Origin of the sequence: Pseudomonas sp. stari2 (assembly GCF_040760005.1) — a bacterium.
GTDB lineage: Bacteria > Pseudomonadota > Gammaproteobacteria > Pseudomonadales > Pseudomonadaceae > Aquipseudomonas.
This window is the reverse complement of the sequence record NZ_CP099760.1, coordinates 4,296,600-4,318,575: the sequence shown is the minus strand read 5'-3', so window position 1 is coordinate 4,318,575 and position 21,976 is coordinate 4,296,600. Positions and strand designations below refer to the sequence as shown.

The window sequence follows — 21,976 nt, the reverse complement described above, 5'->3', positions numbered from 1 at the left end:
GGTGGGCGTAGCTCAGTTGGTAGAGCACGGGATTGTGACTCCCGTTGTCGTGGGTTCGATCCCCATCGTCCACCCCATATTTCGAAAGGCGCCAGATTTAACAGTCTGGCGCCTTTTTTGTTTCAGGAATTCGAGTTTCTGGCGACTGCCGGTTTCGGGTCGCAGGGCAGGGTGCTTCGTCGTATTAATGTTACTCGATGATGCTGCGTTGCCCGCCGATCTTGCTTGCGAGGTCGGCTGTCAGGGAGATGATTCAACCGCCTCTATATATAGAAGAGGTTGGCGCAGGGCCCTGGCTTGATTGGCTGTATTTGCTAACAGGGCGAGGCGCAACCGTTTGTCCCCGCCTTCAATTTGCCTGCTGTTTTTTTACCCGTTTTCAGTAGGGTGACTTCTTGAGTTTGACCTACTAGAATGCTTGCCCTTGATTCTTGGGTCGGAAACGGCCGGCTAACGTCTGTGCAACGAGGAATATCCATGCAAGTTTCTGTTGAAAATACTACTGCTCTTGAGCGCCGCATGAGCATCACCGTGCCGGCTGAGCGCATCGAGACTCAGGTCAACAAGCGTCTGCAGCAGACTGCCCAGAAGGCCAAGATTGCTGGCTTCCGTCCAGGCAAAGTGCCTATGAGCGAAATCAAGCGCCGTTTTGGTGCTGATGCGCGTCAGGAAGCGATCGGCGACGTGATCCAGTCCTCTTTCTACGAAGCTGTTGTTGAGCAGAAGCTGAATCCGGCCGGTTCGCCGTCGATCGAGCCTAAGTCGCTCGAAGCTGGCAAGGACCTGGAATACGTAGCCGTATTCGAAGTGTTCCCTGAGTTCACCGTTGCCGGTTTCGAAGGTATCACCGTTGAGCGTCTGAGCGCTGAAGTGGCTGACGCCGATCTGGACAAGATGCTGGACATCCTGCGCAAGCAGAATACCCGTTTCGAAGTGGCCGATCGCGCTGCCCAGAACGAAGACCAACTGAACATCGATTTCGTTGGCAAGGTTGACGGCGAAGTCTTCGCCGGCGGTTCCGCCAAGGGCACTCAGCTGGTGCTGGGTTCCGGCCGCATGATCCCAGGCTTCGAAGAAGGCCTGGTTGGCGCTAAAGCCGGCGAAGAGCGCGTTCTGAACCTGACCTTCCCAGAGGACTATCAGAACCTGGACCTGGCTGGCAAAGCCGCCGAGTTCACCGTGACCGTCAACACCGTTTCCGAGCCAAAACTGCCAGAGCTGAACGAAGAGTTCTTCGCCCAGTTCGGTATCAAGGAAAGCGGCATCGACGGCTTCCGCACCGAAGTTCGCAAGAACATGGAGCGTGAGCTGCGTCAGGCCATCAAATCCAAGGTCAAGAATCAGGTAATGGACGGTCTGCTGGCCACCAACCCGATCGAAGTGCCAAAGGCTCTGCTGTCCAACGAAGTTGACCGTCTGCGCGTGCAGGCTGTTCAGCAGTTCGGCGGCAACATCAAGCCTGACCAACTGCCGGCCGAGCTGTTCGAAGAGCAAGCCAAACGCCGCGTTGTCCTGGGTCTGATCGTGGCTGAAGTGGTCAAGCAATTCGACCTGAAGCCAGACGAAGCCCGCGTTCGCGAAATGATTCAGGAAATGGCTTCGGCTTACCAAGAGCCTGAGCAGGTCGTGTCCTGGTACTACAAGAACGAGCAGCAACTGAACGAAGTCCGTTCGGTTGTGCTGGAAGAACAAGTTGTGGATACTGTTCTGCAGAAAGCTAGCGTGACCGACAAATCGGTCTCTTACGAAGAAGCGGTCAAGCCGGTAGAAGCTCCAAAAGCCGACTGATTGTTTCTGCGTTAGAAGCACACACCATAAGCCAGCCTTCGAGCTGGCTTATGCGTATTCAAGACATGACTATTTGGGAGTGACTGCAGAGCATGTTCCGTAATTCCTATATTCAGCAGAACTCTGATATTCAGGCCGCCGGCGGCCTGGTCCCGATGGTTGTCGAGCAATCTGCTCGTGGCGAGCGCGCCTATGACATCTACTCGCGTCTTCTCAAGGAACGAGTGATCTTTCTGGTGGGGCCGGTAGAGGACTACATGGCCAACCTGATCTGCGCGCAATTGCTGTTCCTTGAAGCGGAAAACCCGGACAAGGACATCCATCTTTACATCAACTCCCCGGGCGGCTCGGTCACTGCAGGCATGTCGATCTACGACACCATGCAGTTCATCAAGCCAAACGTGTCGACCACCTGCATCGGTCAAGCCTGCAGCATGGGCGCATTCCTGCTGACCGCAGGTGCACCGGGCAAGCGTTACTGCCTGCCGAACTCGCGTGTGATGATTCACCAGCCACTGGGCGGTTTCCAGGGCCAGGCGTCGGATATCGAAATCCATGCCAAGGAAATCCTCTTCATCCGCGAGCGTCTGAACACGCTGATGGCCAAGCACAGCGGCCGTACGCTTGAAGAAATCGAGCGCGACACCAACCGCGACAACTTCATGAGTGCAGAAGCTGCGAAGGAATACGGCTTGATCGACGAAGTGATCAACCAGCGTCCAGCTTAAAATAAGCAGCTCAAAACAGGCCTGATCGGCTGGTCCGATCAGTGGCGGGCTTGAAAAAGCCCGCAATAGCCTTCATCTTGTGTTGCAAGCCTATCGGATTTGGATCGAACGAATGACTGACACCCGCAACGGCGAGGACAACGGCAAGCTGCTCTATTGCTCCTTCTGTGGCAAAAGCCAGCATGAAGTGCGCAAATTGATTGCCGGCCCCTCGGTCTTTATCTGCGACGAGTGCGTCGACCTGTGCAATGACATCATCCGTGAGGAGGTGCAGGAAGCACAGGCCGAAAGCAGCGCGCATAAATTGCCTTCGCCTAAAGAAATCAGCGGCATCCTTGACCAGTACGTAATCGGTCAGGAGCGTGCGAAGAAGGTTCTCGCGGTAGCGGTGTACAACCACTACAAGCGTCTGAACCAGCGTGACAAAAAGGCTGACGACGTCGAACTCGGCAAGAGCAACATCCTGCTGATCGGCCCGACAGGCTCTGGTAAAACCCTGCTGGCCGAAACCCTGGCCCGCTTGCTGAACGTTCCGTTCACCATCGCCGACGCAACTACCCTCACCGAGGCGGGTTACGTGGGTGAAGACGTCGAGAACATCATTCAGAAGCTGCTGCAGAAGTGCGATTACGACGTGGAAAAGGCCCAGATGGGCATTGTCTACATCGATGAAATCGACAAGATTTCGCGCAAGTCCGACAACCCGTCTATCACCCGGGACGTTTCCGGTGAAGGCGTGCAGCAGGCCTTGCTGAAGTTGATCGAAGGCACGGTCGCTTCCGTTCCGCCGCAAGGTGGCCGCAAGCATCCGCAGCAGGAGTTCCTGCAGGTCGACACCCGTAACATCCTGTTCATCTGCGGTGGTGCGTTCTCCGGTCTGGAGAAAGTGATTCAGAACCGTTCCACCAAGGGTGGCATCGGTTTCAACGCAGAAGTGCGCAGCAAGGAAGAAGGCAAGAAGGTTGGTGAATCCCTGCGTGAAGTCGAGCCTGACGATCTGGTCAAGTTCGGTCTGATCCCGGAGTTCGTCGGTCGTCTGCCGGTCCTCGCGACGCTGGACGAGCTGGATGAGGCTGCATTGATGCAGATTCTCACCGAGCCGAAAAATGCCCTGACCAAACAGTACGCCAAGCTGTTCGAGATGGAAGGCGTGGATCTGGAATTCCGTTCCGACGCGCTGAAGTCGGTCGCCAAACGTGCCCTGGAGCGTAAAACCGGTGCCCGTGGCCTGCGTTCGATTCTCGAAGGTGTGTTGCTCGACACGATGTATGAAATCCCCTCGCAGTCCGAGGTGAGCAAAGTCGTGATCGATGAAAGCGTGATCGAAGGCAAGTCCAAGCCACTGTATATCTACGAAAACAGTGAGCCGACGGCCAAAGCAGCGCCGGACGCATAAGTGTCCACTCTGCCGGAACAAGAAGGGGCCTTCGGGCCTCTTTTTTTTTATGTCGTTTTTTACATCCGCTTTACGCTTGTTTTTTTTCAAGGCAGCCCCCATCTTGGCTTCAAGCTTAATTCCATCTGATTACGGCCATATGGCCGCCGTAGAGGCGAAATCATGAAGACCACCATCGAATTGCCTCTCCTGCCATTGCGTGATGTCGTTGTGTATCCGCACATGGTTATCCCGCTGTTCGTGGGGCGCGAGAAATCCATCGAAGCCCTCGAGGCCGCGATGACGGGAGACAAGCAGATCCTCCTGCTGGCCCAGAAAAACCCGGCTGACGACGATCCCGGAGAAGACGCACTGTATCGCGTCGGTACCATTGCCACCGTTCTGCAACTGCTCAAGCTGCCTGACGGCACCGTCAAGGTTCTGGTCGAAGGCGAGCAGCGCGGTACTGTCGAGCGTTTCAGCGAGGTCGATGGCCACTGCCGTGCCGAAGTTTCCTTGATCGACGAAGTCGATGCCGCTGAGCGCGAGTCCGAAGTCTTCGTTCGTACGCTGCTTTCGCAGTTCGAACAATATGTTCAGTTGGGCAAGAAAGTCCCGGCTGAAGTCCTGTCGTCGCTCAACAGCATCGATGAGCCGGGCCGTCTGGTAGACACCATGGCTGCGCACATGGCGCTGAAGATCGAGCAGAAGCAGGAAATCCTCGAAATCATCGATCTGGCTGCTCGGGTCGAGCACGTTCTGGCTCTGCTGGACGCCGAAATCGACCTGCTGCAGGTCGAAAAACGCATCCGTGGCCGCGTCAAGAAGCAAATGGAGCGCAGTCAGCGCGAGTACTACCTGAATGAGCAGATGAAGGCCATTCAGAAGGAGCTCGGCGACAGCGACGAAGGCCATAACGAAATCGAAGACCTGAAAAAGCGCATCGACGCTGCCGGTCTGCCGAAAGATGCCCTGGCCAAGGCTACCGCCGAGCTGAACAAGCTCAAGCAGATGTCGCCGATGTCGGCCGAAGCCACCGTCGTGCGTTCCTACATCGACTGGCTGGTACAGGTGCCGTGGAAGGCCCAGAGCAAGGTGCGTCTGGACCTGGCTCGCGCCGAAGACATTCTCGATGCCGATCACTACGGCCTCGAAGAGGTCAAGGAGCGCATCCTTGAATACCTCGCCGTGCAGAAGCGCGTGAAGAAGATTCGTGGCCCGGTGTTGTGCCTGGTCGGTCCTCCGGGCGTGGGTAAAACCTCGCTGGCCGAGTCGATCGCCCATGCCACCAACCGCAAATTCGTGCGCATGGCCCTGGGTGGCGTGCGTGATGAAGCGGAAATCCGTGGTCACCGTCGGACTTACATCGGTTCGATGCCAGGAAGATTGATTCAAAAGATGACAAAGGTGGGCGTTCGCAACCCGCTGTTCCTGCTCGATGAAATCGACAAAATGGGCAGCGACATGCGTGGCGATCCGGCGTCGGCGTTGCTGGAAGTGCTCGATCCGGAGCAGAACCACAACTTCAACGATCACTATCTGGAAGTCGATTACGACCTGTCGGATGTGATGTTCCTCTGCACCTCGAACTCGATGAACATTCCGCCGGCGCTGCTGGACCGGATGGAAGTGATCCGTCTGCCGGGCTACACCGAAGACGAAAAGATCAACATCGCCGTCAAGTACCTGTCGCCAAAGCAGATTGCCGCCAACGGCCTGAAGAAAGGCGAGCTGGAGTTCGACGAGGAAGCGATCCGCGACATCATCCGTTACTACACCCGTGAAGCCGGTGTGCGTGGCCTCGAGCGGCAGATTGCCAAGGTCTGCCGCAAGGCAGTGAAAGAGCATGCACTGGAAAAACGCTTCTCGGTGAAAGTGACAGCTGATCTGCTGGAACACTTTCTCGGTGTCCGCAAATTCCGCTACGGTCTGGCCGAGCAACAGGATCAGATCGGTCAGGTGACCGGCCTGGCCTGGACTCAGGTCGGCGGTGAATTGCTCACCATCGAAGCGGCCGTCGTGCCGGGTAAAGGGCAACTGATCAAGACCGGTTCGCTGGGTGACGTAATGGTCGAATCGATCACTGCGGCCCTGACCGTGGTGCGCAGCCGTGCCAAGAGTCTGGGCATTCCCCTGGACTTCCACGAGAAGCGCGACACGCACATCCATATGCCGGAAGGTGCTACGCCGAAAGACGGTCCTAGCGCCGGTGTAGGCATGTGTACTGCGCTGGTGTCGGCTTTGACGGGTATTCCTGTGCGTGCCGATGTCGCCATGACCGGCGAGATCACCCTGCGTGGTCAAGTCCTCGCCATTGGCGGTCTGAAGGAAAAACTGCTTGCCGCTCACCGTGGCGGAATCAAGACAGTGATTATTCCGGACGAGAACGTGCGCGATCTGAAGGAGATTCCTGACAATATCAAGCAGGATCTGCAGATCAAACCGGTTAAATGGATTGACGAGGTCCTGCAAATTGCGCTGCAATACGCGCCGGAGCCCTTGCCGGATGTGGCTCCGGAGATAGTTGCCAAGGACGAAAAACGTGAGTCTGACTCTAAGGAAAGAATTAGCACGCATTAATACGCTTTTGCCTGGGGGGCTTCCTTGACAGCTTTTTAGAGCCCTTGTTATAAAGCGGCTCTTAAGTGTCTGTAGGCCATTCAGCACTCGTTTTTGCTTTCACCAAAAAACTTAGAATCATACTCAAATAGATATAAGGGGACTTAGAGTGAACAAGTCGGAACTGATTGATGCTATCGCTGCATCCGCTGATATCCCGAAAGCTGCTGCTGGCCGTGCGCTGGACGCTGTAATCGAATCCGTCACTGGCGCTCTGAAGGCTGGCGACTCCGTAGTTCTGGTAGGTTTCGGTACTTTCTCGGTAACCGATCGTCCAGCTCGCATCGGTCGTAACCCACAGACCGGCAAGACACTGGAAATCGCGGCAGCCAAGAAGCCAGGTTTCAAAGCCGGTAAAGCCCTGAAAGAAGCCGTCAACTAAGTTTGATTCAGGTTTTTACCCATCCGGGTCGGGGTCATGCCTGACTTGGCAGCGGAGCGGTAGAGCAGGCGGTTTGGAATAATTGCCTGCTACGCCGGGATCGAGGGTTCGAGCCCTGTCCGCTCCGCCAGTTACGAGAAGGCGCATCCTCGGATGCGCCTTTCTTCTATCCGGATTCTACCCACGCTCCACGGTTGCCTAATTTTTGAAGTTCAACCGTTTCTGGGGGACGCATGCTGCAGAATATCAGGGACAATTCACAAGGCTGGATTGCCAAGACCATTATCGGGGTCATCGTTGCACTGATGGCCCTGACCGGTTTCGATGCCATTTTCAAGGCCACGACTCACACCAACGAGGCGGCCAAGGTCAATGGTGAAGAAATCAGCCAGAACGAGCTGAGCCAGGCCGTTGACATGCAACGCCGTCAGCTGATGCAACAGCTGGGCAAGGACTTCGATGCTTCCTTGCTGGACGAAAAAATGCTGCGCGAATCGGCCCTCAAGGGTCTGATCGATCGCAAGCTGCTGCTGCAAGGCGCAGAAAAATCGAAGTTCGCCTTCTCCGACGCGGCGCTGGACCAGGTGATCCTGCAAACACCTGAATTCCAGGTTGATGGCAAGTTCAGCTCCGACCGTTTTGACCAGGTGATCCGTCAGCTTGGCTACAGCCGTATGCAATTCCGCCAGATGCTGGCTCAGGAAATGCTGATCGGCCAACTGCGCGCCGGTGTGGCGGGCAGTGGTTTCGTGACTGACGCTCAAGTGCTGGCTTTCGCCCGTCTGGAAAAACAGACCCGTGACTTCGCCTCGCTGAGCATCAAGGCCGACCCGGCCGCCGTGAAGCTGACCGACGATGAGGTCAAGGCTTACTACGACGAACACGCCAAGGAATTCATGACCCCGGATCAGGTGGTCATCGATTACCTCGAACTGAAGAAGGCTTCGTTCTTCGATCAGGTCGCCGTCAAGGACGAAGACCTGCAGGCGGCGTATCAGAAAGAGATCGCCAACCTTTCGGAACAGCGTCGAGCGGCGCATATTCTGATCGAAGTGAACGACAAGACCACCGAGGCCCAGGCCAAGGCGAAGATCGAAGACGTTCAGGCCCGTCTGGCCAAGGGCGAGAAGTTCGAAGCGCTGGCCAAGGAGTTCTCGCAGGATCCGGGCTCGGCCAACAACGGCGGCGACCTGGGTTATGCCGGTCCTGGCGTCTACGACCCGGCCTTCGAGAAAGCCCTGTACTCGTTGAACAAGGATCAAGTGTCAGAGCCAGTTCGCACCGACTTCGGTTTCCACCTGATCAAGCTGCTGGGCGTCGAAGCACCGGAAGTTCCGACTTTCGCCAGTCTGAAAGACAAGCTGACCCGAGAGTTGAAAACCCAACAGGTCGAGCAGCGTTTTGTCGAGGCGACCAAGCAGCTGGAAGACTCCTCGTTCGAATCGTCTGACCTGGCTCAGCCGGCGCAGGATCTGAAACTGACCGTGCACACCTCCAAGCCGTTCGGCCGTGAAGGTGGCGAAGGTGTTACAGCCAACCGCGCGGTGGTAACTGCAGCGTTCAGCACTGAAGTACTGGAAGAGGGTGCCAACAGCACCGCCATCGAGCTGGATCCGGAAACCGTGATCGTATTGCGCGCCAAGGAGCACCTCAAGCCTGCGCAACTGCCGCTGGAAGCCGTGGCGACTGCCATTCGCACCCAATTGGCCAAAGAGCACGCCAGCGCGGCTGCCAAGACCAAGGCCGAGCAATTGATCGCCGGTCTGCGCGATGGCAAGACTCCGCTGGACAAGGCCATCGACGGCCAGAACTGGAAAGTTACCCAGGCGGCAACCCGCGCCCAGGAAGGTGTTGATCCTGCAGTGCTGCAAGCGTTGTTCCGCATGCCGAAACCGGCAGGCAAGGACAAGCCGACTTTCAGTAGCGTGACACTGCCTGATGGCAGCCTGACCATCGTGCGTCTGAACGCTGTGAACGAAGCCGCTGCGCCGACCGATGAAGAGAAAGCGCAATATCGTCGCTTCCTTGCCTCGCGTGAAGGCCAGCAAGACTTCGCGGCGTACCGCAAGCAGCTGGAAAGCGAAGCGGACATCAAGCGTTTCTGATGCCTGACTGAGCGATAAAAAAAGCCCCGAATGAACATTCGGGGCTTTTTTTTGCCTATCAATCACTGGGTGACAGGATTTTCATCGACCAATGGCCGGTTTGCCTTTTTCCCTTTACCCATGACCGGTAGAGTTGTAACTGTTTTAAGACACTAATCCGTACGCCGCGGGGCAGCGATATGTTGCACAATACGCCCCGGACCGTTTTCCCTCAGGATGTTTAATGTTGAATTCTATTCCCGTGCGTTTTTTCGGGTTGGCGTTGTTGCTGACCGCCGCTGCCGGCTGCTCCAAGGACAAGCCTATCTACGAGCATGAGAACTTCGACGATTCCGGCACCTTTTCGCGCAACTATCCGGTCACCGATGCCGCCAGCTGCGAAGCGGCGCGCCGCGCGTTGCTCAGCCAGGGCTACATCATCACCAGCAGCGACCCGAAACTGGTCAGCGGCCACAAAAGCTTCCAGCAGACCGGTGAAACCCACATGGAGATCAGCTTCAACGTGGTGTGCACCGATGACGGCAGTGCCGCGCACCACGCGACGGTGTTCGCCAACGCCCTGCAGGACCGTTACGCGCTGAAGAAGACCAACAACTCGGCCAGCCTCGGAGTTGGTGTGCTGGGCTCGGTGTCGATGCCGATCGGCTCCTCTGACGACTCAATGGTCAAGGTGGCCAGCGAAACCGTGTCCTCGCAGAAATTCTACGAGCGCTTCTTCACCCTGGTGGAGCTGTTCCTGCCGGCGGATGCGAAGAAAGCTGCGCACATCACCGAGAAGCCGAAGACCGATCTGGGCGTGCCGGAAGCCAAGGCTGCGCCGGCCGCGCTGGCCCCAACGCCAGCGGCCGAGCCGACTCCGGCGCCAGCCCCGGCCGCCGAACCTGCCGCGACGCCGGCGCCTGCTCCCGCAGAGGCTGGTCCGGTCAGCTCGGAACCGGTCGTTCCGCCAGCCGAGGCGCCGCCGATCACTCCGGCCCCGGGTTCGGAGCTGGTTCCAACAGCAGCGCCGGCTCCGGAAGTCATCACACCACCTTCCAACCCGGCTGACTTGCCGCCGCCATCAGAGCCGATCCCGGCGATGCCAAGCGGGCATTGACCGGTTGCGGGAGCGACGCAACGTCGCTCCCGCTTCGCTACCTGTGTGAGCTGAAATTTCGGTTCACATATTCTGAAAATATCCCCGCGATAAATCCCTGACCGCCTGCTACGTTTATTTCATGAAGGCCTTGTTTCATTTTTCCTTCATACGGGCACTTTATGCTCGAGGCACTGGTCATTTGCTCCAGGCCATTTCAGCAAAGCAGTGAGGGGGATTACACGATGGATGACTATCAAGAAGAACTGCTTGAGTTCCAGGCTTACGAACTGGATTCGCCCGAGCCTGCGGAAGACGCCACCGAGCTCTGAGGCTTCAACCGGTCTTGCGGTGACTGCGGCGGAACTCGCCCGGTGTCTGGCTGTTCCAGCGCTTGAAGGCGCGCTGGAAAGCTTCGGCCGAGGCAAAGCCCAGCAGGTAGGCGATTTCACCGAACGCCAGTTCAGTGTCGCGAATGTAGGTCATCGCCAGATCACGGCGAGTGTCGTTGAGGATCGCGCGAAACTGCGTGCCTTCTTCGGCCAGCTTGCGCCGTAACGTCCAGGTCGGCAGCTTCAGGCGTGCCGCCACTTCTTCCAGGTCGGGTTCCCGGCCACCATTGAGCAACGGCCCGAGCAATTGTGTGATGCGTTCACGCAGGCTGCGGGTTCGCGTCAATTGCTCCAGCTCCCGTTCACACAGTTGCAGCAGATGCTTCCAGGTGCTGGGGCAATGCTCCGGGTTACGTGCGGCCAGGCTGGTGAGGCTAAGACGCAGTTGATTGTGTTCGGCGCCGAATTGGATCGGGCATTCGCCGAGTACGGCGTAGGCGTCGCGATAATCCGGGGTGTCGAATTCGATCTCGATCCGTTCGGCGCGCAGTGGTTCGGGGCTGAGGCTGGACAACTGATGCAGCCAGCCTGCGATGATTGAATCCACCACAAAGCGGTTGTAGGCGTTGTACGGGCTGATCGAATAGAAGCGCAGCCAGGCTCCGCTGGCATCCTCGTGGAAACTCGACTGGCCGCGATAATTGGAGCCGTACAGCGGCTCAAAGCGCGTCAGGCAGCGGGCGGCTTCGCGCACGGTCGGCGCCTGCGCTGCCGTGACGCCCGCCAGTCCGGCCTGACTCAGACGACTGAGCCGGCCCATGCGCAAACCCAGCGCCGAATCGCCGGTCAACTGGATCGCAGCATGCCCCAGGCGCATGTAGCGCGGGATCGACAGGCGTGCGCCGGCCTCGGCCATTCGCGCGGTGTCGAGCCCATATTGTTCGAGCAACGGCTGCGGGTCGGCGTCATGGCTACGCACGGCATCGGCCAGGCTATGGACGAAGCCTACCGAAAGATCCCCAAGACGCATCGGCAGCGGCTTCATGGTCTACAACCAGAGATTGAGCAAGCGCGCGCCACGGGCTTCGCCGTCGGCGAACTGCTGGCCATTGCTGCTGAGGAAGCTCTGCCCGGAACTCGGCTTGTCCCAGAACTGCCCGCGCAGGAACACGCTCATGCCGGCAATCGCACGGCTGCCCGGCGGTTGTGCCGTCAGGGTCAGGCGATGCCAGGCCTGGCCTTCGCTGACCTCTCCCGGTTTGAGGCTGACCGAGTCCGGCACGTTCAAGCCCCTGTAACCCTGCCAGGGCTGGTCCCACACACCGTGACCGATGACGAACGCCGGCACTGCGATCAGTTGCGCACCTTGCGCGTCGAGCTTGCGATAGTTGTCCGGATACCAGCTGTCGTTACCAATCAGCACGCCGAGACGTCCGGCGGGGGTGTCGACCACGTTGATCTGTGAAGCCTCGCCGGTGTCGGTCGTTTCATCCTGATCGAAGATCGGGCGCATCTGTCGCTGTGGCTGGCCAATCGGGGCGCCGTCACGACCAAACACCACACTGGTGTTGTACAGCGCGCCACTGCCGGCCTTGAGCCGGCCGTCGATGATGTTCGGTTCCGGCAGCACGATCGAGCCGGCCACCAGAGTGATATGGAATTCCCTGGCCAGACCGCCGAACAACAACTGATAGTCCTTGGCCATGTCTCGGGATTTCATCCGCAGGTGGGCGTCATCCAGACGGCTGCTGCCCCTGGCGGTGAGCCAGGCGCGGGCGAACTGCAACGGGTTGCTGGCGGCCAGCCAGTTCATCGCCTCTTCGAGGGTGGGCGCCTGGTACAACTCGTCTTTTTCGCCGCTGATCATCAGCCAGGTGCCGACGTGCTCGGGCAGCACCACGATGGTTTTGTCATTGAGCAGACCCTGATCCTGCGCTTGCTGCAGATAGGCGGCGAGTTTGCGGTGCAGGCGCTCGGAGCTTTGGTAGTCGGTGGGGAACAGTTCCGGCTGAATGCCCAGCAAATTGCCACGGTCGGCGCGGGTACCCTGATCGACCGCCAGTTTGATCCTCAGGTCCGACAGGTAATGACCGGCCGGGCGGTCAGCCGCCCACATGGCGTAGAAGGTGAGCGCGGCGACGAACGCCATGGATAAGGTCAGGTACAAAAGTTTGCGCATGAAAACCAACAACAACCGGGTACAGGGTGTGGGACTAGGGTAGGGCCCATGCCTGCGCTTGCCAAGGGGCGCTGCGCATTTGGATCAATAACTTGTCAGTTACGGTCATTGAGTGACAGCGATGCGACTCTTAGTCTGTCGAACATGACTGACGGGGGACGCAGAGCTCCCGCATTTTCCGTGATCGCTCGCTGTGGAGTTACCGATGACCGCCACTTACCCGCACCTGCTGGCCCCGCTGGACCTGGGATTCACCACGTTGCGCAACCGCACCCTGATGGGCTCGATGCACACCGGCCTGGAAGAGAAGCCGGGTGGTTTCGAACGCATGGCGGCGTACTTCGCCGAGCGTGCCCGTGGCGGCGTCGGCCTGATGGTGACCGGCGGTATCGGCCCGAACGACGAGGGCGGTGTGTACTCCGGCGCAGCCAAGCTGACCACCGAGGAAGAAGCACTCAAGCACCGCATCGTCACCCGTGCCGTGCACGATGCGGGCGGCAAGATCTGCATGCAGATCCTCCACGCCGGCCGTTATGCCTACAGCCCGAAACAAGTCGCACCGAGTGCAATCCAGGCGCCGATCAACCCGTTCAAGCCCAAAGAGCTGGACGAGGAAGGCATCGAGAAACAGATCAGCGATTTCGTCACCTGCTCGGTACTGGCCCAGACCGCCGAGTACGACGGCGTGGAAATCATGGGCTCGGAAGGTTATTTCATTAACCAGTTCCTGGCGGCTTACACCAACCACCGTACCGACCGCTGGGGCGGCAGCTACGAAAACCGCATGCGCCTGCCAGTGGAAATCGTTCGCCGCGTACGTGAAGCGGTCGGTCCGAACTTCATCATCATCTTCCGCCTGTCGATGCTCGATCTGGTGGAAGGCGGCAGCACCTGGGAAGAAATCGTTACCCTGGCCAAAGCCATCGAGCAGGCCGGTGCGACCATCATCAACACCGGTATCGGCTGGCACGAAGCACGGATTCCGACCATCGCCACCAAAGTGCCGCGTGCGGCGTTCAGCAAGGTCACGGCCAAGCTGCGTGGCTCGGTGAGCATTCCGCTGATCACCACTAACCGCATCAACACCCCGGAAGTCGCCGAGCAGATCCTCGCCGAAGGCGATGCCGACATGGTGTCGATGGCGCGGCCGTTCCTCGCCGACCCGGATTTCGTCAACAAAGCCGCTGAAGGCCGCGCTGACGAAATCAACACCTGCATCGGTTGCAACCAGGCCTGTCTCGATCACACCTTCGGCGGCAAGCTCACCAGTTGCCTGGTCAACCCGCGTGCCTGCCACGAGACCGAACTCAACTATCTGCCGGTCAAGCAGATCAAGAAAATCGCCGTGGTCGGTGCCGGCCCTGCGGGTCTGTCCGCTGCCACCGTGGCTGCCGAGCGCGGGCATCAGGTGACGCTGTTCGATTCGGCCAGCGAGATCGGTGGCCAGTTCAACGTCGCCAAACGCGTGCCGGGCAAGGAAGAGTTCTACGAAACCCTGCGTTATTTCAAACGCAAGTTGCAGACCACCAATGTCGAGGTATGCCTGAATACCCGCGTCGATGTGGCAAAACTGGTTGAGGGCGGTTACGACGAAGTCATCCTGGCCACCGGCATTGCGCCGCGAGTGCCGGCGATTCCGGGTATCGAGAACGCCAAAGTGCTGAGCTATCTGGATGTGCTGCTCGAGCGCAAACCGGTGGGCAAGCGTGTGGCGGTGATCGGCGCCGGCGGTATCGGTTTCGACGTGTCGGAATTCCTCGTTCATGAAGGCGTGGCCACCAGCCAGGATCGCGCTGCGTTCTGGAAAGAGTGGGGCATCGACACGAACCTGGAAGCTCGTGGTGGCGTGGCCGGGATCAAGGCTGCACCGCACGCACCGGCCCGTGACGTGTTCCTGCTGCAACGCAAGAAATCCAAGGTCGGCGACGGTCTGGGCAAAACCACCGGCTGGATTCACCGCACCGGTCTGAAGAACAAGCAAGTGCAGATGCTCAACAGCGTCGAGTACCTGAAGATCGACGACGAAGGCCTGCACATCCGCATCGGCGAAACCGGCGAGCCGCAAGTGCTGCCGGTGGACAACATCGTCATCTGCGCCGGCCAGGATCCACTGCGCGAGCTGCAAGAAGGGTTGGTGGCAGCCGGACAGAACGTGCACCTGATCGGCGGCGCTGACGTGGCCGCCGAGCTGGATGCCAAACGTGCGATCAATCAAGGTTCGCGTCTGGCCGCCGAGCTCTGATCCACCCTAGAATGCCGGCTCTTTGCACAGAGCCGGCCTTCATGTTTCTGCCTCCCACCGATTGGCTGGCCCCAGCCCCCCTCGAACCGCTTCAGTTGGACTGGCTCACTGCCGCCGGCATTGAAGTCGCGATACTGCGTCTGGACCGGATTGACCCGCTGATCAGCGGCAACAAGTGGTTCAAACTCGTTGAACACCTCAAGGCTGCCGACCGTGCGGGCGCCGAAGGCATCATCAGCCTGGGGGGCGCGCACTCCAATCATCTGCATGCACTGGCCGCTGCGGGCAAGCGCCTGGGATTCACAACGGTCGGGCTGTTGCGCGGACATCCGCAGGACACGCCGACGGTCAGGGATCTGCAGGACTTCGGCATGCAATTGCACTGGCTCGGTTATGGCGGTTATCGGGCGCGGCACGAGCCGGGGTTCTGGCAGCCGTGGCTGACGCAATATCCGACGTTGCATCCGGTGCCCGAAGGTGGTGGCGGGGTGCCCGGTGCGCAGGGTTGCGCATCACTGAAGGATCAAGTGAGTAATCAACTCGGCAAGCTCGGTTGGGACGACCATGACGGCTGGTGGCTGGCTTGTGGCACCGGCACCACTCTTGCGGGACTGGTGCTGGCAGAGGCGGGTGAACACCCGGTGTATGGCGCAATGGCCGTGCCCGACGATCACGGCGTCGCGGCCAATGTCGAGGCGATTGTCGGTGACATCGAGGGCTACGAACTGATCGACGCCAGCCGTGGCGGCTTCGCCAAAGTCGATGCGCCGTTGCTTGAGTTCATCGCGCACGCTGAACATGTCAGCGGCGTCCCCCTCGAACCGCTGTACACCGGCAAGGCTTTGCTGGCGCTCAAACAACACACCGAGGCGGGTCGTTTAAAGAGTGGAACGCGACTGATCTTCGTCCACACCGGCGGCTTGCAGGGCCGGCGTGGACTCGACGGCTAAACCTGGTTGCGCTTGGGCATCATCCGCAGCAGCGTGTTATCGCCCACCACGTAGTGGTGATACAGCCCGGCCAGCGCATGCAGGCCGATCAGCCAGTAACCGATGTTGCCGATCAGTACGTGCCAGTGCTCTACCTGTTTGGCGAAGGCTTTGTCCTCGTGCACCAGCAACGGCAGGTCGAAACCGTAGAACATCACTTGATGGCCCTCGGCGCTGGTGATCAGCCAGCCAAGAATCGGCATGGCGATCATGAACAGGTACAGCGCCCAGTGCATTAGCCGGGCCAGTGCGATCTGCCACTGCGGTGAAGCCGGGAAGATTTTCGGCGCCGGGCCGAGGCTGCGCGCCAGCAGGCGAAACCACACCAGCACGAACACGGTCAGGCCGAGCATGTAATGCACTTCGCGGATCAGCGAGCGGCCGCCACTGCCCTTGGGAAAGATGCCTCGCAATTCCATGCTGGCATACACCAGCACCAACAACACCAGCATCAACCAGTGCAACAGGACCGACACGGTGCTGTAGCGTGATTCGGAACTTGTCCACGGCATACGGTGTTTCCTCACTGATCAGGGTCGAAACGTGCCGTTCTTGAGCGACGGCATGCTTTAACTGTAATCCGCTTTGGCCGATTTGCGCGTGTCTAAAAACTCTTTCATTGCGCGAAATCAGGGGTTTGCCCATAAAAAAACGCCAGTGTCGGGCAGACACTGGCGTTTTTGTTTGCTGCAGGCCGCGTTATCAGCTGCTTTGCGGCATCTCACCCTTGGCCAGGCGCTTGTTGATGTCGGCGATCACTTCCGGCAGGTCGGTGATGGTGTCGATCATGTAGTGCGGGCGCGAGCCTTCGAACATCGCGTGAATGCGCTTGCGTTCGCTGGCCAGCGCGTCGCTGCCCAGTGCGCGGTAGCCTTCGTAATCCAGGCCCAGCGCGTTGCCGGAGCAGATCAGCGCCACGGTCCACATCCCGGCGCGACGACCTTCGAGGATTCCCGGCACGGTGTCGTCGATCTTCACACAGGCGGCAACATCGTCGATGCCCAGCGCAATCACATTGGCCAGGGCCTGGGCCGGCCATGGTCGGCCGTTCGGCACTTCGTCGGTGGCCACGACGTGGTCGGCGACGTAGCCGTTGGTGGCGGCCAGCTCCACGACCTTGTCCATCACTTGCTTCGGATAACCGGAGCAGGAGCCGATCTTGATCCCTTGCTGGCGCAGGTTGGCGATGGTCTCCAGTGCGCCGGGAATCAGTGCCGAGTGCTCGGCGATTTTTTCGATCTGCAGCGGCATGAAGCGGTTGTAGATCGCGGTGACGTCATCGTCGGTCGGGGTGCGACCGAATGCCCTGCGGTAGCGCTCGGCAACCTGCGGCTGATCGCACAGGGTGCGGATGTGATCCCACTTGCCCATGCCCATCGGGCCACGAGCTTCGTCAATGGAGACCTGGACATCGAATTCGGCGAAGGCTTCGACGAAGATCTGGGTCGGTGCGAAAGAACCGAAATCGACCACGGTGCCGGCCCAGTCGAGGATGGCGGCTTGCAGTTTGCTTGGGTTGTTGTAGTTCATGGCAATCAAATTCCTGAGTGGGCAATGCAATTCAAATGGGGGAGCGGGCCGGATGAATCAGATGTCGAGCACTTCCATCTCGCGCAACACTTCACCCACCGCCGCGACGGCTTCGCGCATCTGCGCCGGGGTGACGTGGCCGATGCAGCCGACGCGGAAGGTCTCGACCTGGGTCAGCTTGCCGGGGTAGAGGATGTAACCCTTGGCCTTGACCCGTTCGTAGAAGTCCTTGAACTGGTAGCGCGGATCTTTCGGTGCATGGAAGGTCGCGATGATCGGGGCCTGGATCGCGGCGGGCAGGAAGCTGCGCAAGCCGAGTTTGCCCATCTCGTCCATCAGCGCCTGGCAGTTGGCGGCGTAACGCGCATGCCGTGCCGGCAGGCCACCTTCTTCGTTGTATTGCAGCAGGGCTTCATGCAACGCCGCGACCACGTGGGTCGGTGGGGTGAAGCGCCACTGGCCGGTCTTCTTCATGTAGCTGTGCTGGTCGAACAGGTCCATCGCCAGCGAATGCGAGTTGCCGGCGGCAGCGGCCAGGGATTCCTTGCGGGCAAATACGAAGCCCATCCCCGGCACGCCTTCCAGGCATTTGCCGGAGGCGGCGATCAGTGCATCGAACGGGACTTGCTGTGCATCCACCGGCAACGCGCCGAAGGAACTCATGGCATCGATGATCAGGCGTTTGCCGTGTTGCTCGACAACTTGGGCGATTTCCGGCAGCGGATTGAGGATGCCGGTGCTGGTTTCGCAGTGGATCAGCGCGATGTGGGTAATGTCGCTGTCGGCGCGCAGCAGGCGGTCGACGTCGGCGGCGGTGGTCGGCTCGTCTTCAGCGGTTTCAAAGGTGCTGAACGAGCGGCCCAGCACTTCGCAGATTTTCGCCAGACGCTTGCCGTAGGCGCCGTTGATCAGCACCAGCACCTTGCCGTCGCGAGGCACCAGAGTGCCGATCGCGGCTTCGACGGCGAAGGTGCCGCTGCCCTGCAAAGGCACGCAGTGGTGGCTGTCGGCGCCGTTGAGGATGGCCAGCAGTTGTTCGCAGAGGCTGGCGGTCAGTTGATTGAAGCGGTCATCCCATGAACCCCAGTCGACCATCATCGCCTGACGGGTGCGGGCCGAGGTAGTCAACGGGCCGGGAGTGAGCAGGATGGGTGCGGCAGTACTCATTCGTGTGTCCTCGCGATAGCGCTGTGGGATGAAGCTACGGGGCATACGTTGCAATTCGGCGGATCATCAATCAAATTGTTTGTTGTTATGCCAGCCATCAGTGAGGGTTATTCATGAACCTGTTCCAGCTCCGTGCCTTCGACGCCGTGGCCCGGGAGGGCAGCTTCACCCGTGCCGCCGCGCGGTTGTTCATCAGCCAACCGGCGGTTACCGGACACATCAAGGCGCTGGAGGAGCATTACCAGATCACCCTGTTGCGACGGACGGCGCGCCGGGTCGAGTTGACCGAAGAGGGCACCAAACTGGCGGCGATCACCCGGGCGATGTTCGGCATGGCCGAAGAGGCCCAGGCGCTGCTCGAAGCCAATCGGCAGTTGCTGACCGGGCGTCTGGAGGTCGCGGCGGACGGCCCGCACATGGTCATGCCGATGCTTGCCAGCCTGCGAGCGCGGTATCCGGGGATCACGGTGAACCTGCGATTGGGCAATGCCCAGGAAACCCTGGCGGCGTTGTTGTCCGAACATGCGGACGTGGCGGTGCTGACCGAAGTCGAGCCGCGCAAGGGCCTACACCTGCAAGCGCTGAGTGAGTCGCGGATCTGCGCACTGGTGCCCGCCGGGCATCCGTGGGCGACTCGAAGTGGCGAGGTCAGGCTCAAGGAGCTGGATCAGGTGATCATGGTCCTGCGCGAGCCGAGTTCGATTACCCGACGCACCTTCGATCAGGCCTGTGCCCAGGCGTCAGTCAATCCACGGGTGTTGCTGGAGCTGGACAGCCGTGAGGCGGTGACGGAGGCGGTGGCGGCTGAATTGGGGGTTGGCGTGGTGTCATCGGTGGAAGTCAGCCACGACCCCCGTGTCGTCGCGATCCCCATCGCGGGAGAAGGGTTGGTGAACCGGCACATGATCGGTTGCGTGGAGCGCCGGCGGGAGCTGCGGTTGATTCAGGCGTTTTTCGGATTGGCCCCGGTCTGAACAAGACTCTCGCGCACCATATCGAGAAACGTCGCCACTACCCGCCGCGAACTCTGCTCCCGCAGGCACACCAGCGTTTCGGTCAAGCGCCGGGTGCAATCGGTGATCGGCAGCGCGCAGACCCGTGAGTCCGCACCGAACTCCGCCGCTGACACCACGCCCACGCCAATCCCCACGACCACCGCCTCACGCGCCGCTTCCCGGCCTTCGACCTGAATCGCCGGGCGGATGCGGAAACCGGCGCGGGCCATTTCTTCTTCCAGGGTCTGGCGGGTCACCGAACCGTGTTCGCGCAGCACCAGCGGCGTGTCGTCCAGATCCTCCAGACAGATCGACTCGCGCTCGGCCCACGGATGATGGCGCGAGACGAATGCCACCATCGGATCGTTGCGCAACGGCACGCACAGCAGGCGCTCATCGCTGACATCGCGTCCGAGCAACGCCAGATCGGCCTGATAGTTGAACAGGCGAAACAGCGATTCATCGGTGTTGCCGGTTTCGACCTTCACGCTGATCCCCGGGTAACGCTCGCAGAATCGGGCGATCTGCGGCAGCACATGCACCGGAGCATCCACCGCCAGAATCAGGCTGCCGGTCTGCAAGGCCTGGGATTCCTGCAGCAACTCCTGGGCTTCGGCCTCGACCACGAACAGACGCTGGGTGATTGCCAGCAAACGCTCGCCGAGATCCGTCAGGCGTACCGAACGTTTGTTGCGATGGAACAGCAACACACCGAAGCGTTCTTCGAGCTTGCGCACCTGGTCGGAAATCGCCGGTTGCGTCAGATACAGCCGCTCGGCGGCTTTGGTGAAGCTTCCGTGCACGGCCACGGCGTGAAAGGCTTTGAGCTGGGCGTGGGAAACAGACATCTCTGACTCCAGTAACAAGCTGAGCTTATGTGTGAAATACGATAAATCGATTTTATTTATTAAACAGTAATTGCTTTGATCCGCTCACGCCAACGCTGACTGCCCGGTCGGGCAGCGACGCTGGCCATGAGCCTGTGCGTGCAACACCAGGACTCATCTGACCGGTATCGCCGAAGGGACGGGGTGATATCGCAGTGCTCAACAATAAAAAACACAGGCGTTTACTTAACGATTCTGCCGGCACACTCACACCCTGAGGTCAGAACCACAATGAACAAGCACATCGGCACCCTTGCGCGTTGGCGCATGCAGATCTTCGCTGTCACCTGGCTCGCTTACGCCGCGTTCTATTTCACCCGCAAAGCCTTTTCGGTGGCCAAACTGGGCATCGCAGAAGACCCCACCTTCATGCTCGACAAAATGGCGATGGCCAACCTCGACGCGATTTATCTGGCGGCTTACGCCATCGGTCAGTTCACCTGGGGCATGCTCGCCGACCGCTTTGGTCCACGGATCGTGGTCCTCGGCGGCTTGCTTATTTCCGCCGCTGCGGCGCTGGTGATGGGCAGCTTCGCGACCTTGCCGATCTTCGCGACCTGCATGCTGATTCAGGGGCTGGCGCAGTCCACCGGATGGTCGGGATTGTGCAAGAACCTCGGCAGTTTCTTCCCCGCCGAACAGCGCGGGCGGGTGCTTGGGTTATGGAGTTCCTGCTACGCGTTTGGCGGCCTGGTGGCGTCACCGTTCGCCGGTTGGTGGGCTTACACACTGGTCGGTACCTGGCACGCGGCGTTCATTTCCAGTGCGGCGGTGGTCGCGTTGGTGGCGGTGCTGTTCTTCATCTTTCAGCGCAACAAACCGGAAGATGTCGGCTTGCCCGCCGTGGAGCCGGAGCCGGTCATCAGCGCCGAGGAAGCCGAAGCCAACAGCAAACTCAGCGTCTGGGAACCGCTCAAGGAAATCCTGCGCAACCGCACGGTGCTGGTGCTCGGGCTGGCGTATTTCCTGCTGAAACCGGCGCGTTACGCGATTCTGTTGTGGGGCCCGGTGATCGTTTTTGAACAGATGCCCACCGTGGGCAAGGTCGGTGCTGCGATCATTCCCACCGCGTTTGAATTGGCAGGTCTTCTCGGCCCGATCATGATCGGCTTGGCCTCGGACAAACTGTTCGGCGCCCGGCGCATGCCGGCCTGCGTACTGAGCCTGCTGGCGCTGACCATAACCCTGGCGCTGTTCATGGGCGCCTTGCACACCGGCAGCGTGATGCTCGTGGTGGCGCTGCTGTTCGTGATGGGCCTGACCCTGTACGGCCCGGATTCGATGATCAGCGGTGCGGCCGCCATCGACTTCGGTAAGGCCAAGGCAGGCGCCACGGCGGCCGGATTTGTCAACGGCTGCGGTTCGGTCGGTGCGGTGCTCGGTGGATTGCTGCCGGGCTATTTCGACTCGGTGACGGTTTTCATTGTCTTCGCTGGTTGCGCGCTGTTCTCGGCGCTGGTGTTGATTCCGCATTGGAACAGCCGCCCTGTCGGCGTCATGGAGCCTCGTGCCTATGTGCCCAATCGGGCCCTGACCATCAAACCTCTGCGTAACTGAACAATCCCTGCCTCGCGGCCTGCTGC

General features: G+C 59.7%; 18 protein-coding genes and 1 tRNA gene. 13 read left to right on the top strand and 6 right to left on the bottom strand.

Features of this window, described 5'->3' with window-relative positions:
- Position 1: 1 nt before the first annotated feature.
- From NH234_RS19665 to NH234_RS19625, 9 genes are all read left to right on the top strand, one after another.
- Positions 2-77 (top strand) — tRNA-His (locus NH234_RS19665).
- Between the two features lie 400 nt (positions 78-477).
- On the top strand, positions 478-1,788 hold the full coding sequence (gene tig / locus NH234_RS19660; protein WP_085732217.1) for a trigger factor: 1,311 nt from the start codon (positions 478-480) through the stop codon (positions 1,786-1,788).
- Between the two features lie 92 nt (positions 1,789-1,880).
- Positions 1,881-2,516, top strand: coding sequence for an ATP-dependent Clp endopeptidase proteolytic subunit ClpP (gene clpP, locus NH234_RS19655; protein WP_053161532.1), 636 nt, complete (start codon positions 1,881-1,883; stop codon positions 2,514-2,516).
- A gap of 112 nt (positions 2,517-2,628) precedes the next feature.
- Positions 2,629-3,912, top strand: coding sequence for an ATP-dependent Clp protease ATP-binding subunit ClpX (gene clpX, locus NH234_RS19650; RefSeq protein ID WP_016775335.1), 1,284 nt, complete (start codon positions 2,629-2,631; stop codon positions 3,910-3,912).
- A gap of 162 nt (positions 3,913-4,074) precedes the next feature.
- The gene (gene lon, locus NH234_RS19645; RefSeq protein WP_085732216.1) at positions 4,075-6,471 is read left to right on the top strand and encodes an endopeptidase La; all 2,397 of its coding nucleotides are present in this window, start codon (positions 4,075-4,077) and stop codon (positions 6,469-6,471) included.
- Between the two features lie 148 nt (positions 6,472-6,619).
- Entirely contained in the window at positions 6,620-6,892 is a 273-nt protein-coding gene (locus tag NH234_RS19640; RefSeq protein ID WP_002552737.1) for an HU family DNA-binding protein, read from the top strand.
- A 233-nt stretch (positions 6,893-7,125) separates the two neighbouring features.
- Complete coding sequence (locus tag NH234_RS19635; protein WP_367253966.1) at positions 7,126-8,997, top strand: SurA N-terminal domain-containing protein; 1,872 nt, start codon at positions 7,126-7,128, stop codon at positions 8,995-8,997.
- Between the two features lie 223 nt (positions 8,998-9,220).
- Positions 9,221-10,093, top strand: a complete 873-nt coding sequence (locus NH234_RS19630; protein ID WP_367253965.1) for a DUF2242 domain-containing protein — start codon at positions 9,221-9,223, stop codon at positions 10,091-10,093.
- A gap of 161 nt (positions 10,094-10,254) precedes the next feature.
- Positions 10,255-10,404 carry a hypothetical protein gene (locus NH234_RS19625; RefSeq protein ID WP_170929600.1) on the top strand — a complete coding sequence of 50 codons (150 nt, stop codon included), beginning with the start codon at positions 10,255-10,257 and terminating at the stop codon, positions 10,402-10,404.
- Positions 10,405-10,408: 4 nt separating this feature from the next.
- Here the strand turns inward: NH234_RS19625 and NH234_RS19620 are convergent, their stop codons facing one another.
- Positions 10,409-11,449 carry an AraC family transcriptional regulator gene (locus tag NH234_RS19620; protein WP_367253964.1) on the bottom strand — a complete coding sequence of 347 codons (1,041 nt, stop codon included), beginning with the start codon at positions 11,447-11,449 and terminating at the stop codon, positions 10,409-10,411.
- Positions 11,450-11,452: 3 nt separating this feature from the next.
- The gene (locus NH234_RS19615) at positions 11,453-12,583 is read right to left on the bottom strand and encodes a carbon-nitrogen hydrolase family protein (RefSeq protein ID WP_367253963.1); all 1,131 of its coding nucleotides are present in this window, start codon (positions 12,581-12,583) and stop codon (positions 11,453-11,455) included.
- 205 nt (positions 12,584-12,788) lie between these two features.
- Here NH234_RS19615 and NH234_RS19610 point away from each other — a divergent pair, with 205 nt between their 5' ends.
- Both NH234_RS19610 and NH234_RS19605 read left to right on the top strand, forming a co-directional pair.
- Complete coding sequence (locus NH234_RS19610; RefSeq protein WP_085732212.1) at positions 12,789-14,825, top strand: FAD-dependent oxidoreductase; 2,037 nt, start codon at positions 12,789-12,791, stop codon at positions 14,823-14,825.
- A gap of 41 nt (positions 14,826-14,866) precedes the next feature.
- On the top strand, positions 14,867-15,775 hold the full coding sequence (locus NH234_RS19605; protein WP_085732211.1) for a 1-aminocyclopropane-1-carboxylate deaminase/D-cysteine desulfhydrase: 909 nt from the start codon (positions 14,867-14,869) through the stop codon (positions 15,773-15,775).
- On the opposite strand, the gene NH234_RS19600 is transcribed toward NH234_RS19605, so the two are convergent.
- The 3 genes from NH234_RS19600 to NH234_RS19590 all read right to left on the bottom strand — a co-directional run bounded on the left by NH234_RS19600 (position 15,772) and on the right by NH234_RS19590 (position 18,511).
- A complete protein-coding gene (locus NH234_RS19600; RefSeq protein ID WP_085732210.1) occupies positions 15,772-16,326 on the bottom strand; it encodes a cytochrome b in 555 nt (184 codons plus the stop codon). The genes NH234_RS19605 and NH234_RS19600 overlap by 4 nt on opposite strands.
- A gap of 190 nt (positions 16,327-16,516) precedes the next feature.
- Positions 16,517-17,344, bottom strand: coding sequence for a phosphonoacetaldehyde hydrolase (phnX, locus tag NH234_RS19595; RefSeq protein ID WP_085732209.1), 828 nt, complete (start codon positions 17,342-17,344; stop codon positions 16,517-16,519).
- 57 nt (positions 17,345-17,401) lie between these two features.
- Positions 17,402-18,511: a 2-aminoethylphosphonate--pyruvate transaminase gene (locus NH234_RS19590; protein ID WP_367253962.1), complete on the bottom strand. Its 1,110-nt coding sequence runs from the start codon at positions 18,509-18,511 to the stop codon at positions 17,402-17,404.
- Between the two features lie 113 nt (positions 18,512-18,624).
- Between NH234_RS19590 and NH234_RS19585 the strand changes: the two genes are divergently transcribed.
- Positions 18,625-19,485: a LysR substrate-binding domain-containing protein gene (locus tag NH234_RS19585; RefSeq protein WP_248743230.1), complete on the top strand. Its 861-nt coding sequence runs from the start codon at positions 18,625-18,627 to the stop codon at positions 19,483-19,485.
- Here NH234_RS19585 and NH234_RS19580 read toward each other — a convergent pair.
- Positions 19,455-20,354 carry a LysR family transcriptional regulator gene (locus tag NH234_RS19580; protein ID WP_085732206.1) on the bottom strand — a complete coding sequence of 300 codons (900 nt, stop codon included), beginning with the start codon at positions 20,352-20,354 and terminating at the stop codon, positions 19,455-19,457. The genes NH234_RS19585 and NH234_RS19580 overlap by 31 nt on opposite strands.
- 270 nt (positions 20,355-20,624) lie before the next feature.
- On the opposite strand from NH234_RS19580, the gene NH234_RS19575 reads away from it, so the two are divergent.
- Complete coding sequence (locus NH234_RS19575; RefSeq protein ID WP_367253959.1) at positions 20,625-21,950, top strand: MFS transporter; 1,326 nt, start codon at positions 20,625-20,627, stop codon at positions 21,948-21,950.
- Positions 21,951-21,976 lie beyond the last annotated feature (26 nt).